General features: G+C 56.9%; 15 protein-coding genes. 5 read left to right on the top strand and 10 right to left on the bottom strand.

The window, feature by feature from the left end; genetic code table 11:
* Positions 1-812: 812 nt before the first annotated feature.
* From ACIOTN_RS11905 to rpmH, 10 genes are all read right to left on the bottom strand, one after another.
* Positions 813-1,160, bottom strand: coding sequence for an ATP-binding protein (locus tag ACIOTN_RS11905; protein ID WP_105656614.1), 348 nt, complete (start codon positions 1,158-1,160; stop codon positions 813-815).
* A gap of 759 nt (positions 1,161-1,919) precedes the next feature.
* Positions 1,920-2,057, bottom strand: coding sequence for a hypothetical protein (locus ACIOTN_RS11900; protein ID WP_402735400.1), 138 nt, complete (start codon positions 2,055-2,057; stop codon positions 1,920-1,922).
* 1,309 nt (positions 2,058-3,366) lie between these two features.
* A complete protein-coding gene (locus ACIOTN_RS11895) occupies positions 3,367-4,560 on the bottom strand; it encodes a ParB/RepB/Spo0J family partition protein (RefSeq protein ID WP_332486933.1) in 1,194 nt (397 codons plus the stop codon).
* A gap of 198 nt (positions 4,561-4,758) precedes the next feature.
* Entirely contained in the window at positions 4,759-5,682 is a 924-nt protein-coding gene (locus ACIOTN_RS11890) for a ParA family protein (protein ID WP_402735399.1), read from the bottom strand.
* 177 nt (positions 5,683-5,859) lie between these two features.
* A complete protein-coding gene (gene rsmG / locus ACIOTN_RS11885; RefSeq protein WP_105662203.1) occupies positions 5,860-6,501 on the bottom strand; it encodes a 16S rRNA (guanine(527)-N(7))-methyltransferase RsmG in 642 nt (213 codons plus the stop codon).
* Between the two features lie 46 nt (positions 6,502-6,547).
* Entirely contained in the window at positions 6,548-7,075 is a 528-nt protein-coding gene (locus tag ACIOTN_RS11880) for a R3H domain-containing nucleic acid-binding protein (protein ID WP_133833763.1), read from the bottom strand.
* 2 nt (positions 7,076-7,077) lie between these two features.
* Positions 7,078-8,052, bottom strand: a complete 975-nt coding sequence (gene yidC / locus ACIOTN_RS11875; RefSeq protein WP_105658696.1) for a membrane protein insertase YidC — start codon at positions 8,050-8,052, stop codon at positions 7,078-7,080.
* Positions 8,052-8,429 carry a membrane protein insertion efficiency factor YidD gene (yidD, locus tag ACIOTN_RS11870; RefSeq protein ID WP_402735398.1) on the bottom strand — a complete coding sequence of 126 codons (378 nt, stop codon included), beginning with the start codon at positions 8,427-8,429 and terminating at the stop codon, positions 8,052-8,054. Before yidD ends, yidC begins: the two co-directional genes overlap by 1 nt.
* Complete coding sequence (rnpA, locus tag ACIOTN_RS11865; RefSeq protein ID WP_105658694.1) at positions 8,429-8,782, bottom strand: ribonuclease P protein component; 354 nt, start codon at positions 8,780-8,782, stop codon at positions 8,429-8,431. Before rnpA ends, yidD begins: the two co-directional genes overlap by 1 nt.
* Positions 8,783-8,846: 64 nt before the next feature.
* A complete protein-coding gene (gene rpmH / locus ACIOTN_RS11860; RefSeq protein WP_075972541.1) occupies positions 8,847-8,984 on the bottom strand; it encodes a 50S ribosomal protein L34 in 138 nt (45 codons plus the stop codon).
* A gap of 516 nt (positions 8,985-9,500) precedes the next feature.
* Here rpmH and dnaA point away from each other — a divergent pair.
* From dnaA to gyrB, 5 genes are all read left to right on the top strand, one after another.
* Complete coding sequence (gene dnaA / locus ACIOTN_RS11855) at positions 9,501-10,937, top strand: chromosomal replication initiator protein DnaA (RefSeq protein ID WP_105658693.1); 1,437 nt, start codon at positions 9,501-9,503, stop codon at positions 10,935-10,937.
* Positions 10,938-11,402: 465 nt separating this feature from the next.
* Positions 11,403-12,530 carry a DNA polymerase III subunit beta gene (gene dnaN, locus ACIOTN_RS11850; RefSeq protein ID WP_105658692.1) on the top strand — a complete coding sequence of 376 codons (1,128 nt, stop codon included), beginning with the start codon at positions 11,403-11,405 and terminating at the stop codon, positions 12,528-12,530.
* 58 nt (positions 12,531-12,588) lie between these two features.
* On the top strand, positions 12,589-13,752 hold the full coding sequence (gene recF, locus ACIOTN_RS11845; RefSeq protein ID WP_105658691.1) for a DNA replication/repair protein RecF: 1,164 nt from the start codon (positions 12,589-12,591) through the stop codon (positions 13,750-13,752).
* Positions 13,745-14,302, top strand: coding sequence for a DUF721 domain-containing protein (locus ACIOTN_RS11840; protein ID WP_402735397.1), 558 nt, complete (start codon positions 13,745-13,747; stop codon positions 14,300-14,302). The genes recF and ACIOTN_RS11840 overlap by 8 nt, the downstream gene beginning before the upstream one ends.
* A gap of 343 nt (positions 14,303-14,645) precedes the next feature.
* Positions 14,646-16,649, top strand: coding sequence for a DNA topoisomerase (ATP-hydrolyzing) subunit B (gene gyrB, locus ACIOTN_RS11835; RefSeq protein ID WP_219844139.1), 2,004 nt, complete (start codon positions 14,646-14,648; stop codon positions 16,647-16,649).
* Positions 16,650-16,653: the final 4 nt, after the last annotated feature.

Below are 16,653 nucleotides of genomic sequence, written 5' to 3'. Positions count from 1 at the left end.
ACCATTGGCCTCACCCCAGCGGACAATCGGCGGATTGGACCTGGTTAGCACCGACTTCTGTTAATAACGATCAGCTGCATCAACGGCCGCAGTACCGAATGGAATGTAATCCACCTTGACGATGATCAACAGTTTGTATTGCATAAGACGCAGCAACTCATGAGTCGATTTCCCTCCGTGATGCGCCGCCACCAACCTTTACGCGCAGCCAGAGCTGTTCATCGAAGAGCATTGGATACCACTGCCGGCAGGCTTTGACACCCAGCGCAATACGCGAGTTAGTATTCACCGCCCATGGCGGTCCTCTACAGGTCACGAGCATAGCTGTCGGGATGATCGCCGTCCTGGCCCGGCAGGTTCACGAGTCCATCCCTCATCATGTGCTGGATCAACATGCTACTTGCACGTCCGACAGATTGATGGCATTTTCATGGCTCTCGCCAACTGCTCAATCGTTTCTTCCGAAGTACGCATTACTGGTCATCAGGAAAGTCGTGGATGTCCAGGCAAGGGATTCTATTGCCGGCCGATACCTGGCGTGACGCGACCACGCAGCCGTGGTCGTGGCCAAATAACGGTTGTGCGTCGAATCTTGCTCAACGCACAACGCAGTAATCTGCACATGTGCCGGATCGGTAATCATCTGGTGCTTGTGAATATTCGGTGGTTTGAGAGCCACCCAATATTGCGCTTCTGGGCCAGTCGTTATTGTGGTTCAGATCCACCCAATAGTCTCCCTTAGAACCACCTGCCGGATCATCAGTCCGGCAGGCAGTCCTGAACGAGGATTCCATCGAATCAACGCCCCGTGGCTAATGCTCCGGCCGAGAGTACACCTCACACATGTTGCGCCCACCGGTCTCAACCCAAATCGTATCGTGCACGACATGATCCATGATCGCGTCGGCCAACGCACCAGCGTCCAGCCGGGCACGCCAATCCGATTGCTTGTACTGCGTACAGAAAATGGTGGATGCAGCGTCATACCGCCGCCCTATGAGCTCGAAGATGATTCTCAGCAACCCGCCGGCTGGAGGATCCAAAAGCCACTCATCCATCAGCAAGACGCAACCACCGGCGCGCGCGGACAGAATACTGGGTGGCTCAGAACCGCAATATTGGCGGCTCTCGAAAAGTCCAATATTCAGCTTGTCCAGCACCGCGGAGGATCAGCCACCACCGGCTGGCCGCAGACCCTCTATCCATGGTCACCGTGGAATCAACAATCCGGCCAATGTCTGAAGGATGCACCAATTAATTATTGCGGCCCAGACTCATGCTATAGGTCCTTCTCCATCGTGCCCGATGGCTGAGCCCGGTACTGATGGCATCGAAGGCGAGATGATCATTGTGCCTAGAGCCTACGGCGACCGGTCGATGCTCCGGACCTGGATCGGGCTGAACGGTGTACATTGGCTTTCGGTAGACACCCGTCGAGCTGTTTGCTGAGATTCTGAAGGAAAGAGGATTCAAGCAACTGGTTGCATTCGGTTTGCTCTTTGAACTCAGAATCTCTCGGTGGAGCCAGAATGCTCCTGCTAGCCAGCGGCTCGGCAAGCACTGAATTGACTTCCGTGTCTTTCCTTTTGCTTCCGAATCGCGGATTCACGGTCCCAGATTCTGCTCTTGAGGACCGCGTCATCATCGTCGTTCTAGCTCCACATCCCAACGCTCAGATCCGGGCATTGCCAGCTAGGAATCATCAGCGCTTTGAACACCCTCAAATGCGACAGCCTCATCATCAGCTCCGGCAGCATCAGAGCCTGGTCGGATCCGACAGATGTCCGTGGCTTGGGGAACCACAGATCCACTTGCGCGGCTTGCCCTGATTCGTGGAACATCCGGTCCGCAGGGCCCACGTTCGTGTATTCCGGACATATCAGTGCGACCCGGTTCTTCAACGTGGAGATGGAATTCGTTCATTCGATTCGTTCGTCGATGGCCGTCGCCGGCATGCGCGGATACTCGCAGACCAGCCTGCGGGTTTCTGGTTCGAAAGCGTCAGCGATGGAACCACGCTTCGTCTGCAGGTCATTTGCAGACTCGGTGACTGCCAATGCTGAACATACGGTGTTACGTGCGATGCCAAGTCGCCGCGAGATCGCCGTTATTGGCACGCCTTCTGCTCAATGCAGTCGACGGATCTCTGCGTACTGTTCCACATTGATCCTTCCCTCAGAATGTCTGTTGAATGGATCAGGTGGGGTGAATATTCAAAAGTCGTTCAATGGTTAGCATTCAGTTAGCGTTGGCACCCCTCCGAACTTGCCCCCGGTTGGTCCTGCCATAAGTCCATAGCGGCCTTCCTTGGCCCTTCTCGGCCTTCGTGCGAGCCTTCCTCTCCCCTACCCGACTCCCGGCTCTCGTGGCGTCGCTATACGCCCACCTTGCTGCTCAGAGAGTCATCACGGTATGCCTGACTATCTGATCTTGCTGTTCCAGAACATGCTGTATGCAGTCCTTACTCAACGCCGTTGCATATCTGCCCTAAGCAAGAACGATGAAACGTACCCTTGGAATCGCCCGATACGGCTTCTCGGTCCAAGGTTTTCGGAGTTGTGCTCAGTTGCGGACAGCATCCTGGCTCCCTTGCACATCAGTCCTCGAACAATCTAAGAAGCATGGCTGACACATGCCACTGCGCATTAGATGGAGTAGAGCCAGGCAGGGATAGACCGCGAAAACCATCAGTGTCTCTACTGATCGCACCTTGTGTTCTCCTTCGCACTGGAAGGTAGCCGGAATACTGTGCACCAAATGCGGCACCTATCGCCCCGGATGTCCTACCAAGCAGAATACTGGCTGCCCAAATCCGTATCAGCTGGGGTAGTTCCCGCAGCCAGGCGGGTCGAATCATGCGTTCTATCCTCTTCCCGTTCTCCGTAGAATTCATTAAGTGGAGGCATTTCGGTGACCTAAACTGAATGGCTCGCTGATCCTCAGGAGCAGGCATCGGAGAATGGTTACGAAGCGAGGTGAAGGGCTCGGCTCAGCGATGCGGTGCCAATCCCGAACCTGGTACGGTGTGTCCTGCTTTCTCTACATTTCTGGACAGCGTCGTGGCTACTTCGTGCTCATGCCATCGGCATGTACGTTCCCTCTTTGATAAGCCAACGGCGGATGCCAACAATCAGTTTTATGCTTGCTGTGGTTCATGATCCATTTGATGCGAAAGCTATGCGGGCACACATAAGTATCCGTTTATGGACAGCAGCGGTTTCCTACCCACCAACGATTCGTCTCCATGTGCCGCCCTCATACTTGGTTGGCAGTAACCTCGCATGGAGTATTTGTTTCACGTGAAACACAGGCTCTAGATACAAGAAAGGCGCATGTTTCACGTGAAACATGCGCCAGTTCATGAAATTACGAGTTCATAGTCGGATCAATAACCTGCATGATGCGGTTCAGATCATCCACCGAAGCGAACTCGATGCTGACTTTGCCCTTGCGGCTGCCAAGCTGAATCTTGACGTTAGTGTCCAAGCGGTCCGCGAGCGAAGTTGCCAGGAAGTCCAGGCGTTCATTGCGCTGGGTCTCTCGCGCCTTCTTTGCTGGCTTTCGTGGCTTGTCGTCACTCAGTGCCACTGCTTCTTCGGTCGCGCGCACGGACAAGCCCTCATTGATGATTCGCTGAGCCAGCTGCTCGATGACTTCGTTGTTCGACAGTCCTAGCAACGCGCGCGCATGACCGGCAGAAAGAACGCCAGCCGCAACACGACGCTGAACGAGTGGAGGTAGTTTCATCAAGCGAATCGTATTGGAAATCTGCGAACGGGATCGTCCGATTCGTTCTGAAAGCACTTCCTGGGTGCAATTGAACTCTTCTAGAAGCTGCTGATAAGCAGCGGCCTCTTCCAGTGGATTCAGTTGTGAGCGATGCAGGTTCTCGAGCAAGGCGTCGCGCAACAGATCGGTGTCATGCGTGTCGCGAATAATGGCCGGGATAGTCGCTAGGCCAGCCGCCTGTGTCGCGCGCCAACGGCGTTCACCCATGACCAGCTCATACGGAGCGTCATCTTTCTCGCGGGAAGGGCGGACCACGATAGGTTGAAGCAATCCAATTTCGCGGATCGAATGGATGAGTTCATCCATGTGCTCCTGATCGAAGTTGGTACGCGGCTGCTTGCGATTTGGGTGAATCAGCTGGACGTCGAGTTCAGCGAACTGTGCGCCAGGAACTTCGACAAGATCGGGAGAGTCTGATTTTACAGGTTGCGGCTCGGTCTTCTTAGGTGCTGGTTTCTCAGCTGATGCGTCTTCCTGAGGTGCAGAGGTATTCTTTCCCCCAAGAGTTGTATTCAAGCCAGGCATAGTTGCGCGAGCGCGCTTTGCCGGCTTTGCGGGAGTGGTTGGCGCCTTAGGTGCCGAGGACTTGCGTCCCGGTTCGAAGAACATATCGACAGGACGTGTAGCGCGCGACTTCGACGCTTCCGCGGCCGGATCTACAGGAGCTGTTTCACGTGAAACATTCTGGTTTTCCTCAGGAGCCGCCGTCGCCGGTGAGCTGGAAATAAGGGCACCCAGTCCCCTGCCCAATCCCCGCTTCTTATCTGCCATGTTCTTCGCACGCCCTTTCATCCGAAATTTCAGCCCGAGACTAGTCTACTGTTTTTTGGCTTTGAACCGGGGATGCGCACAGTGCGTCAGCCGTGGCTCTCACCGTACGAATCTCGCATCCGCATCAGATAGATCTGGAAAAACAAACGAAAATCTAAGGGGATGATCTTTTCCAGCGTGAAACGTATTTATAAGGTCTTACGCGCCTCGTTCAGCCATCTCTACGGCTGCTTCGGAGTACGACAATGCACCAGTCGAATTTGGATCATAAGTAATGACGGTCTGCTGGTAGCTCGGCGCTTCAGAGATTCGTACCGAACGAGGGATGACGGCCTTGAGCACCTGCTCTGGGAAGTGCTCACGGACTTCGTTGGCGACCTGCGCGGCCAAATTCGTGCGACCGTCGTACATGGTCAGCAGTATCGTCGAAACCGTCAGCTTGGAGTTCAAATGCTTCTGGATCATTTCAATGTTCTTCAGTAGCTGGCTCAGGCCCTCGAGCGCATAGTACTCGCACTGGATTGGGATGAGAACTTCACGAGCGGCAACGAAGGCGTTAACGGTCAGCAGGCCTAGGCTTGGCGGGCAGTCGATGAAGACGTAGTCCAAGCGAGGCAGCCCCTTGCGCTGGCGGGTACGCGCGTAGTCATCCAGGGCGCGCTGCAGGCGCTGTTCGCGGGCTACTAATGAAACCAACTCGATTTCAGCGCCTGCCAGGTGAATGGTTGCAGGAGCGACCTGCAGGGTTGGCAACTCTGGGCATGTAGCTACTACGTCAGCCAATGGAAGATCATTGATTAACACGTCATAAATGCTGTCTACTTCAGCGTGGTGTTCAATGCCCAGCGCGGTAGAAGCGTTGCCCTGCGGGTCGATATCAATGACCAGGACGTTTAGCCCGCCCTTGGCTAGGGCGGCGGCAAGGTTGACCGTGGTCGTCGTCTTGCCTACGCCACCCTTCTGGTTGGAAATGGTGAAATAGCGGGTCTTCTCAGGCATTGGCACCTTGCGGGCCTCCAAAGCTTCGCGACGACGATGTTCACTAGCTATCTGAGTAGCCAAAGGCGAGGACGAGTCGTTGAAATCAAACGCGCTATCCGATGAATCCTTAGTCTTAGACAAAGGTAAAACTCCTCCTCGTGAATTGATGCACCTAATGCTCATGGCGTGCACCGATAATGTTTCACGTGAAACATTCAAAACAAGTCATTCAGATTGCGAAATGGCTTCATCCTCGAAAACTATGAGGATGAAAGCCATTTCGCTTCTATAACTATTTAACAGACTATCGCGTCAACCTTAGCCAACCTTGATGCGAACCACCGTGGTTGGCTCTGCAAGGATGCTTTCGCCCACAGTGAGCACTTCGGTTTCCCTGCCGCCAAGCTTGCGGATCGCCTTGGTAGCCTTAGCGATCTCTTCGACAGCGGAGCGGCCCTTGATGGCGATGAGCTCGCCCTGTCCGTGTAGCAATGGAATAGTCAGTCCAGCCAAGTTGGTCAGAGCAGATACGGCACGGGCCGTGACATAGCGTGCGTTGACGACGTCGACCATCTGCTCTGCACGGCCACGCATCACGGTGACGTTGTCCAGACCCAGATCATCGATAACCTCGGAGAGCCAGATGCAGCGGCGCTCCAGAGGCTCAATAAGCGTCAATTTGAGGTCCGCGCGGGCAATTGCCAAGCAGAGCCCTGGAAGGCCAGCACCGGAGCCTACGTCGGCTACCTCGGCGTCCTTCTCCATGACCTCTTCGATCACGGCGCAGTTGAGCACGTGACGGGACCACAGACGGGGTACTTCCCGTGGGCCAAGAAGCCCGCGCTCAATGCCCGAGGTCGCCAGATGCTCCACATAGCGCTTGGCAAGATCCAGGCGGTCACCGAAGATCTTCTCGGCAGCCAGGGTCTCTTCTGCAGTAAGGCTGAGGTCCTCAGTCATGGTCGTTGGTCCTTAGGTCGATCAGCACGCTCTCGCGTGATGGTTCTTAGCTGTCCAGTACCGAAATAACGATATGGCGTCGGGTCGATTCACCCTCGGATTCCGAGTGCAGTCCTGCATCGGCGATCACGTCGTGCACGAGCTTGCGCTCGTAGGCGCTCATTGGATCCAAGTGGGTCTTCTCGCCGGTTTCGCGTACCGACGCAATAGCATCTTCAGCGATCTTGCGGAGCAGTTCTGCGCGCTCTGCGCGGTAGCCGGCAATATCCAGGATCAAGCGCGAACGTTCACCGGTAGCAGTGAGCACTGCCAGCCGGGTGAGTTCCTGGAGGGCATCGAGGACTTCTCCATCCTTGCCTACGAGGCTCTCCAACGAGGCGTCTGCGTCCTCGGCAAGGATCGAGATGTAGGTGCGGCCACCGCGGATCTCGATGTCGATATCGCCGTCCAGATCTGCAATGTCCAGAAGCTCTTCGAGGTAGTCGGCGGCGACGTCGCCCTCGTCCAGAACTTCCTGGTCGTCTTCGATCTGGTTTTCCAGTTCTGGTGCGTCGATGTTCTCAGTTGCAGTCATGGCTACTTCTTCTTTCGACGGTTCTTGCGCTGCGGCTGTTCACGCTGGCCCTTGGCCTGCTGCTCTGCCGCGGCGGCGGCAGCGGCATCAGCGTCTTCCTTCTTCACGCCTACTGGAGGCAGGCCCTTGGCGGCGCGGCGAGCGTTAAGTTCGCGCTCTGCTTCCGAACCAGGGGTCGGGTTGTTGCGGATAACCCAGAACTGCTGGCCCAGGGTCCACAGGTTCGAAGCGGTCCAGTAAATCAGCACACCGATTGGGAAGTTGATACCACCGATACCGAAGACCAGGGGCAGGATGTACAGCATCATCTTCTGCTGCTGCATGAACGGGCCCTCGAGGGCCTCCTTGCTCATGTTCTTGGTCATCAGCTGTCGCTGGGTGAAGAACTGCGATGCGGTCATTGCAAGGATCATGACCACCGCAACGATGATCACTGCCCAGTTGATGGCACCGGAATTGATGGTGCCCAAGAAGGTCTCGGACAGCGGAGCGCCCAGGATCGAGGAATTGTCGAAGCTGCGGATGTGCTCAGCGGACAGAGCGCCGATCGAACGTCCATCATCGCTGGCGCGGGAGGCTTCGTTCAGAACGCGGAACAGCGCGAAGAAGAACGGCATCTGCACGAGCAGGGGCAAGCAGGAAGACAGCGGGTTGGTCTTATGCTTCTTGAACAGCGCCTGCTGCTCCTGAACCATAGCCTGGCGCGACATCTGGTCGGTCTTGCCCTTGTACTTGGCCTGCAGCTTGCGCAGATCAGGCTGCAGTGCCTGCATCGCGCGCTGGGACTTGATCTGCTTGACGAACACTGGGATCAGCAAAGTACGGATCAGCAGCACGAGGAAGATGATCGACAAGGTCCAGGTAACACCCGAATCCCCGTTCATTCCAATCGCGGTGAACAGTTCGTGGAATGCCCACAGAACCCACGAGACTACGTACGTAAACGGAGTCAGTATCGTGTCTAGGAAGTTGTTCATCAGTGGTCGAGCTCCTTGCGGCCGCTTTCCGCGGCGTCTTCATCGTCGGGAATCACAGGATGATTCAGAACTATGATCCTCGGCAGTTTGCCTTCTGGCCAAATCCTCGGTCCCTCAGGAACGTGGTCGACGCCTCCGTGGGACCACGGATTGCATCGGAGAATCCGCCAAGTGGTCAATCCGGCGCCTTTGACAACGCCGTGCTGAGTCACTGCTTCGAGCCCATAGGCAGAACAGCTAGGAAAGTATCGGCATACATCGCCATATAGTGGCGAGATGAGTTTTCGGTAAGTCTTGAGCAGCCCGATAACGATGTTGCGTGGGATATCGATGATGAACCACAGCAAACCGCTACGCGGAGCTAAGTCCTTACGCATCAGCGCGCCTCAATCTTGCGCAAAACAGCGGAGAAGGCTGAATTGACCTGGGAGTTGAGTTCTTCCCAAGAGAGTTCGGCGGCGCCAGGAAGTGCACGGAAGACGAAATCGACGTCGCCGTCCACGCGCCGCAGCTCGTGGGCGATTTCCCGCATTCGTCGTTTGGTGAGATTCCTTTTAACGGCAATACCTACAGCCTTGGAAACAATGAATCCAAACCTGTCACCAAGGAACTCTTCGGTTTCTCGGTGCCGTGCATATAGCACGACGTTCCGGCGTCCGCTTCGGACGCCGGAACGTACAGTGGCTGTAAGGTCTTGCGCTAGGCGCAGTCGCTGATTCTTAGGCAACATCGGCTTCGGGTTGCTCTTTAGCTGAGCTCGTTGAAGTCATGCTGCCAAGAGCTGTTTCGCAAATTTATGCGGACAGCTCGGTGCGACCCTTGCCGCGACGTGCCGAAAGGATGGCACGACCTGCACGGGTACGCATACGAAGGCGGAAGCCATGCTTCTTCGAACGACGACGGTTGTTAGGCTGAAAAGTCCGCTTGCTCACGGTGACACTCCAAAACGTTTTAGATGATGCGTACTACCCGTTACTAGCTAGCTGGATAACAACAGGATGACGCTCGTGCTTTTTATAAAATGCGCTTTTTTCGCGGGCTCTTCCAAAAATGAGCAAGTCGCAAAAAGATGCGCATAGGACTGAATAACAATAGAAAACTATGCGCGCAAGGTCAAATTGGCGCACGAGTTCTGCCCATGCTCCCTACTTCGAGAGTCGGCCTGTGAATAATCTACCCCAGACTTGTGGATTAAGGCTGTGCATAACGAAAGAAAATTCACAGTTTTCCGCAAAACAGCTAGTCATCTCGCAGCGAAAAACGCTTGATTTCAAGGGAAAACCCGTTTTCCACAGTAATAACACCCGGTTTTTCCACGGAGCTGTGCATAACTGTGTGGATGATGGATAGAATCAATGCAGACGTGGTCCAGAAAACGACGTTTCAGAAGCCTGGAAACAGGATTCTTGTGACCAAGATTGCATTTAAACGGAAGCGGGGCGCCCTTAGTGAGCAGCGACGAAACCAATAGCATTGGTAGCTCTTGGCGCCAAGTCATCCGGAAGATCGAGGATGATGATCGCGTCAAGGCGCGTTACCGTGCCTTCGTATCGCTGGCTAAACCTCAGGGACTAATCGGTACGACGCTCTTAGTTGCGGTACCCAATGACCTCACCCGCGATATTCTGCAGACTCAGCTGCGCGAGCCGCTGGATGAAGCACTGCGAGAAGTCTTCCAGGACGAGATCCGTTGCGCCGTCAGCGTTGATCTCTCGCTCTCGGATGAGCTCGAAGAAGATGAGCCTGAAGCCAAAGCCGCCGCGCCGTCAGCTCCAGCAGTCGTTGAGACTCCTGGTCCGCGCCCCCAGCCAGCACCGCAGCCAACTCCCCCATCGAATTCGCAGGAGTTCGGCCGGCTGAACCCGAAGTACATTTTCGACACCTTCGTGATCGGCTCATCGAACCGCTTTGCCCACGCCGCAGCCGTTGCTGTTGCCGAAGCGCCGGCCAAGGCCTACAACCCGCTGTTCATCTATGGTGATTCAGGTCTGGGCAAGACTCACTTGCTGCATGCCATTGGCCACTACGCACGCCATCTCTACAAGGGCATCCGCGTGCGCTACGTGAACTCCGAAGAGTTCACCAATGATTTCATCAACTCGATCCGCGACGACGAGGGCGCAAGTTTCAAGCAGACTTACCGCAATGTCGACATTCTGCTCATTGACGACATTCAGTTCTTGGCCAACAAGGACGCTACCCAGGAAGAGTTCTTCCATACCTTCAATGCGCTGCACAACCACAACAAGCAGGTTGTCATCACCTCTGATCTGCCTCCCAAGCAGCTGCAGGGATTCGAAGACCGCATGCGTTCGCGCTTCGAGTGGGGCCTGCTGACCGATATTCAGCCACCAGAGCTGGAGACGCGTATTGCGATTTTGCGTAAGAAGGCCGACGCTGAAAATCTTTCAGCTCCAAGTGATGTCATGGAGTACATTGCTTCGCGTATTTCCACGAATATCCGGGAACTCGAAGGTGCTTTGATCCGTGTCACCGCTTTCGCGTCGCTGAATAACCAGCCCGTGGACCTTGCATTGGCCGAAACCGTGCTCAAGGACTTGATCAGCGAAGACGGGGCCCAGGAAATCACGCCGTCGACCATCATCAAGCAGACCGCAGAGTACTTCGGACTGAGTATTGATGAGCTGAACAGCAAGTCGCGAACTCGTACTTTGGTCACCGCGCGCCAGATCGCCATGTACTTGCTGCGTGAGCTTACCGACATGTCGCTGCCGAAGATTGGTGCAGAACTTGGCGGCCGCGACCACACCACCGTGATTCACGCGGATCGTAAGATCCGTGAGCTCATGGCCGAGCGCCGAGCGATCTTTAATCAGGTCACCGAGCTAACCAACCGGATTAAGCAGAGCCAGCGGGAGCACTAGCGGCGAGAAATCACAGGTGTGGATAAGACTGTGGATGATTTGGTGACGACCTGCGGATAAGTGCGCAAACCATGTGGACGTTAAAAATCATGGAACTGAGTATCAACAGGATGATGGAACTGAGTCTCATGTTCAACCACAGATTGTTCACATGCACAATCGTGGGCGGGTCTGGGGTTGCAGGCCTTATCCACAGTATCCACAAGGGTTATTAACACTTCTCCTTTAAACCCTTAATCATCCAAATAACGAGTCCACTCCACACCCTCGAGCCAAATCCTGTGCAGAACAATTTTTTGTTGCATCGTCCACACTTCGTTCATTGAGCAGACGTTGCGCTATCAGGGCGTGGCAAGATTAGATGGATAAAACGTGCAATTACCTGCTCTATGCTTAAGAACTTGGCGAGGGAACAACCTTCTTGGCCTGACTTAAGACTTATGGGTTCCGAAAGGCGGATTTTTCGTGAAGTTCAGCGTTGAAAAGGATGTATTGGCAGACGCCGTATCCTGGACTGCCCGGTCCCTGGCACAGCGACCACCATCACCTGTTTTGGCTGGCATTCTCATCACCACCCATGAAGGCCTGGTTCGGCTCGAGGGATTCGACTATGAGATTTCCTCGCATATTGAGATTCCCGCGGACATTTCTGAGCAGGGTTCGATCTTGGTTTCCGGCAAGCTCTTGGCTGAGATCACCCGATCGCTGCCTAACTCGACGGTCACCTTGGAGACCGAAGGCTCGAAGATCTCGCTGACCTGTGGCCGTTCACGATTCCACCTGGCCACCATGCCAGTTGATGAATACCCAACCCTGCCTGAACTTCCAGCTATCGCCGGCACTATCGATGGCCAAGCATTCTCCGAAGCTGTATCGCAGGTTATCGTTGCGGCGTCCAAGGACGACACCTTGCCAGTTCTCACCGGCATCAAGGTTGAAATTGAAAATGACCTGATCACATTCTTGGCCACGGACCGCTACCGTCTGGCTCTGCGTGAACTCAATTGGACTCCGAACCAGGCAGAAATCTCGACCTCCTTCCTGATCAAAGCCAAGACCCTCAACGAAGTTGCCAAGACTCTCTCGAGCTCTGGCGAGCTGAAGCTTGCAATGAGCGAGAACGGAGAAATGGTTGGCTTCGAAAGCTCCAACCGCCGGACCACTTCGCTGCTGATCAATGGCGAATACCCGAAGATCCGCTCGCTGTTCCCAAGCGACACCCCAATCCATGCCACCGTTCGCACCAGCGAGCTGATGGAAGCTGTTCGTCGTGTATCGGTGGTTGCCGAACGCAATACCCCAGTTCGCATGGCTTTTACCGATGGCCAGCTGACCTTGGATGCTGGCACCGGCGAAGACGCGCAGGCTGAAGAAGCTATTGTTGCGTCTCTTCGCGGCGAAGACATCGTCGTTGCCTTCAACCCGACCTTCTTGTCCGAAGGCCTGAACTCCTTCAATACCGATTTCGTGCGCTTCTCCTTCACCAGTGCGCCCAAGCCGGCCATGCTGACCGGCCAGAAGAAGCTGGATGAGGATGACCAGGACCAGTATCGCTACCTCGTGATGCCGGTTCGGTTGCCCAACTCGAACTAAGCCAATTTCGTGGTGGATGGCTAAAGCCATCCACCACCTTCTTTCTGTCAGGACCTCGGTGTATATCTCGCAGCTTTCACTCACGGGCTTCCGCTCGTATGCGCAGGCCGACGTGCACCTGGCCCCTGGGATCAACGTTCTGATCGGCCCCAACGGCGTCGGCAAAACCAATATCGTTGAGTCCGTTGGCTATTTGGCCAATCTCTCTTCGCATCGCGTGAGCAATGACGCCCCTTTGCTGCATTTCGGTTCTGAGCGCGCGCTGATCCGCGGCACCGTGCATCGCGGCCCGCAAACCACAGTGATCGAGGTCGAAATCACCAGTGGCAAGATCAATCGTGCCCGCATCAACCGGGCCAACCCGGTTCGCGCTCGGGAGATCCTGGGCATGGTGCGCACCGTGCTCTTCGCCCCGGAGGACATGGCGCTGATCAAGGGCGACCCGTCCAACCGCCGCAAGTTCTTGGACGAGCTCCTGGTAGCCCTGCGCCCGGTAGAAGCCGGCACCAAGAACGACTACGACCGCATCGTGAAGCAACGCAATGCCCTGCTCAAATCCATCCGCGGCAAGTCCAAGCTGAGCACCTCGCAGGAAAACACCCTCAAGGCCTGGGATCTGCAGTTGGCCTTGACGGGCGCTCGATTGATCCGCGGACGCCTTGACGTCCTGGCCTTGATTCGCCCGTACATGCAGGCCGCCTACGCGGATTTGGCCGATGGCGCGAAGGAAGCGCGCGCCGTCTACCGGTCCTCGCTCGAGGGCGAACTCGATGAAAACAGCCTTCCGGCAGAGGACCTTGAATCCTTGGACCAAGAAGAAATCCAGGAACTGCTGCTGAACGCCATTGAAGTTAATCGCAGTCGGGAAGTCGACCGCGGAATTTCGCTCTTTGGACCGCACCGGGACGATCTGACCCTGATCCTGGGACCGACCCCTGCCAAGGGCTATGCCTCGCACGGGGAAACCTGGTCCTTTGCCCTGGCCCTGCGCCTTGCCGCCTACCGTGTTTTCGGCGATGACGATCCGCGCCCAGGTTCCGGACCCATCCTGATCCTTGATGATGTCTTTGCCGAACTGGACACCACCCGTCGTGATCGTTTGGCGCATATCGTTGCCGGAGCCGAGCAGGTTCTGGTGACCGCCGCCGTTGTCGAAGATGTTCCAGAAGCACTGAAGGGACATTTCTTCCAGGTCTCCCCTGGCCAGGTTGTCGATGCATGAGCCATCAGAACGGGATGAACACCGCTTCGATCCAGAGATCGATGCGGCCAAAGCACTGCTCAACCGCATGCGGAAGCTCGCCGAAGAACGTGGCGAGAAGCGCATAGATGCGGCGCGCATGGACAAAGTGCGCAAGCGAAAAGCCTCCCGCCGCGGATTCGCCGCTGAAAAGCCGGAATCCGCCGAGGGGGCGATCCGCGATCCGCGCGCCATCGGCGAAGTAGTCTCCCGCTTGTCCAAGTCCCGCGGCTGGAACACCCAGGTCGCGGTCGGATCGGTACTCGGCCGCTGGCCCGACATCATTGGCGTGGAGAACGCGAAGCACTGCAAGCCGGAATCCTTTGAAGACACGGTGGTGGTGATGCGCTGCGATACAACAGCGAGAGCTGCGCAAATGCGCCTGCTCAGCCACGATATTCTGAAGAAATTCGATGCCGAGTTGGGTCCCGGGATCGTCACCGTGATCAAGGTGCTCGGGCCTAATGCTCCCTCCTGGCGCCATGGCATGCGTTCGGTGGCCGGCCGGGGTCCACGCGACACATACGGGTAGAAATTGCTGGCACGGCATATGGCGCACTCACGGACCCGGAGGGTGGATCCCCCCACACTTGATCGCCCCAACTGCCTCAGAACGTCAATTAGCAGCTTTTGGTGGGCGATTTAGGCCTCAAAGTCACCGTTTATTTTGGTCTACGCGGTAGAATTAGAGGTAGTGAAATGACTCCGCTGCGGGCTTGCCCGGCGGCGGTGTCCCTCCAGACCATGATTGCCTGACGCGCTGAATCCATCGCAGCGGGCAATCGCGCGCCAAATCCGAGGAGTTCGTAGCACCCGTGTCTACCGAAAATGCTTCACCGCAGGAACCGGCTGAAAGCCAAGCCCCCGCGGAATCGATGACTTCCAAAGTCGAACACACTTACGGCGCCCAGGATATTACCGTCCTCGAAGGACTCGAAGCGGTACGCAAACGCCCGGGCATGTACATCGGTTCCACCGGCCCTCGAGGCCTGCACCACTTGGTCTACGAAGTCGTCGACAACTCCGTCGATGAGGCGCTGGCTGGCTACTGCGACACCATCAACGTCACGCTGCAGGCCGATGGCGGCGTGCGCTGTGAAGATAACGGCCGCGGCATCCCAGTAGACATCCACCCAACCGAGGGCAAGCCAACCGTAGAGGTTGTCATGACCATCCTGCACGCAGGCGGCAAGTTCGGCGGCGGCGGCTACGCGGTCTCCGGCGGCCTGCACGGTGTGGGCATCTCCGTGGTGAACGCCCTGTCCGAGAAGGTCGACACCATCGTGCGCCGCCAGGGCCATGCGTGGCGCATCGGCTTCGGCAACGGCGGCCACACCGTCCAGGAGCTGACCAAGGGCGAAGAAACCGAGCTGACCGGCACCAGCCAGACCTTCTACCCGGATCCGGAAATCTTCGAGACCACCGAATTCGATTTCGAGACGCTTCGCGCCCGTTTCCAGCAGATGGCCTTCCTGAACAAGGGCCTGCGCATCACCCTCACCGATGAGCGAGTGCAGGACAACGAAGAGCCCGAGGCCGAGGTCGAGGAGGAAATCGAGAACCAGGTAGTCAAGCCGCGCACGGTGGACTACCTGTACAAGGACGGCCTGCTGGACTACGTCAAGCACCTGAACGCCGCCAAGAAGATCGAACTGGTCCACGACGAGGTCATCGCCTTCGAATCCGAAGATGCTGCCCGCGGCATCAGCCTGGAAATCGCGATGCAGTGGACCAGCGCCTACGCCGAATCCGTGCACACCTACGCGAACACCATCAACACCCATGAAGGCGGCACCCACGAAGAGGGCTTCCGCGCGGCCCTGACCGGCCTGCTCAACCGCTACGCACGCGATAACAAGATCCTGCGCGAAAAGGACGACAACCTCACCGGCGAGGACGCCCGCGAAGGGTTGACCGCCGTGATTTCGGTCAAGCTCTCCGAGCCCCAGTTCGAGGGCCAGACCAAGACCAAGCTGGGCAACTCGATGGCCCGAGGCTTCGTCCAGGGCGTGGTCAACGAGGAACTGGGCGACTGGTTCGAGCGCAACCCGAACGTGGCCCGCGACATCATCCGCAAGGCCCAACTGGCTTCGCAGGCCCGCATGGCCGCCCGCAAGGCCCGCGACAACGCCCGCCGCAAGTCGCCGATGGAATCCTTCGGCATGCCGGGCAAGCTCTCGGACTGCTCCTCGAAGAACCCTGCCGAGTGCGAAGTGTTCATCGTGGAGGGCGACTCCGCAGGCGGCTCCGCCAAGCGCGGACGCGACCCGCACACCCAGGCCATCCTGCCGCTGCGCGGCAAGATCCTGAACGTGGAACGTGCCCGCCTGGACCGCGCGCTGGGCAATGCCGAAGTGCAGGCGATGATCACCGCCTTCGGCACCGGCATCGGCGAAGAGTTCGACATGGCCAAGCTGCGCTACCACAAGATCGTGCTGATGGCCGATGCCGACGTGGACGGCCAGCACATCACCACGCTGCTGCTGACCTTGATCTTCCGCTTCATGCGCCCGCTGATCGAGCACGGCTACGTCTACCTGGCAGCCCCGCCGCTGTACCGCATCAAGTGGTCCAATGCGCCGCATGACTACGTGTTCACCGACAAGGAACGCGACCAGGAGCTGCTTGCCGGCCAGGCCGCCAACAAGCGCCTGCCCAAGGACAACGGCATCCAGCGCTACAAGGGCCTGGGCGAGATGGACTACTCGGAACTGTGGGACACCACCATGGATCCGGAGCACCGTACGCTGCGCCAGGTCACCATGGATGACGCGGCCGCCGCGGACGAGGTGTTCTCCGTGCTGATGGGCGAGGACGTCGAGTCCCGCCGTAACTTCATCCAGCAGAACGCCAAGGACGTGCGCTTCCTGGATATCTAGCCGG

The organism is Glutamicibacter sp. NPDC087661 (genome assembly GCF_044743275.1).
GTDB lineage: Bacteria > Actinomycetota > Actinomycetes > Actinomycetales > Micrococcaceae > Glutamicibacter.
This window is presented reverse-complemented; position numbering and strand designations above follow the sequence as displayed.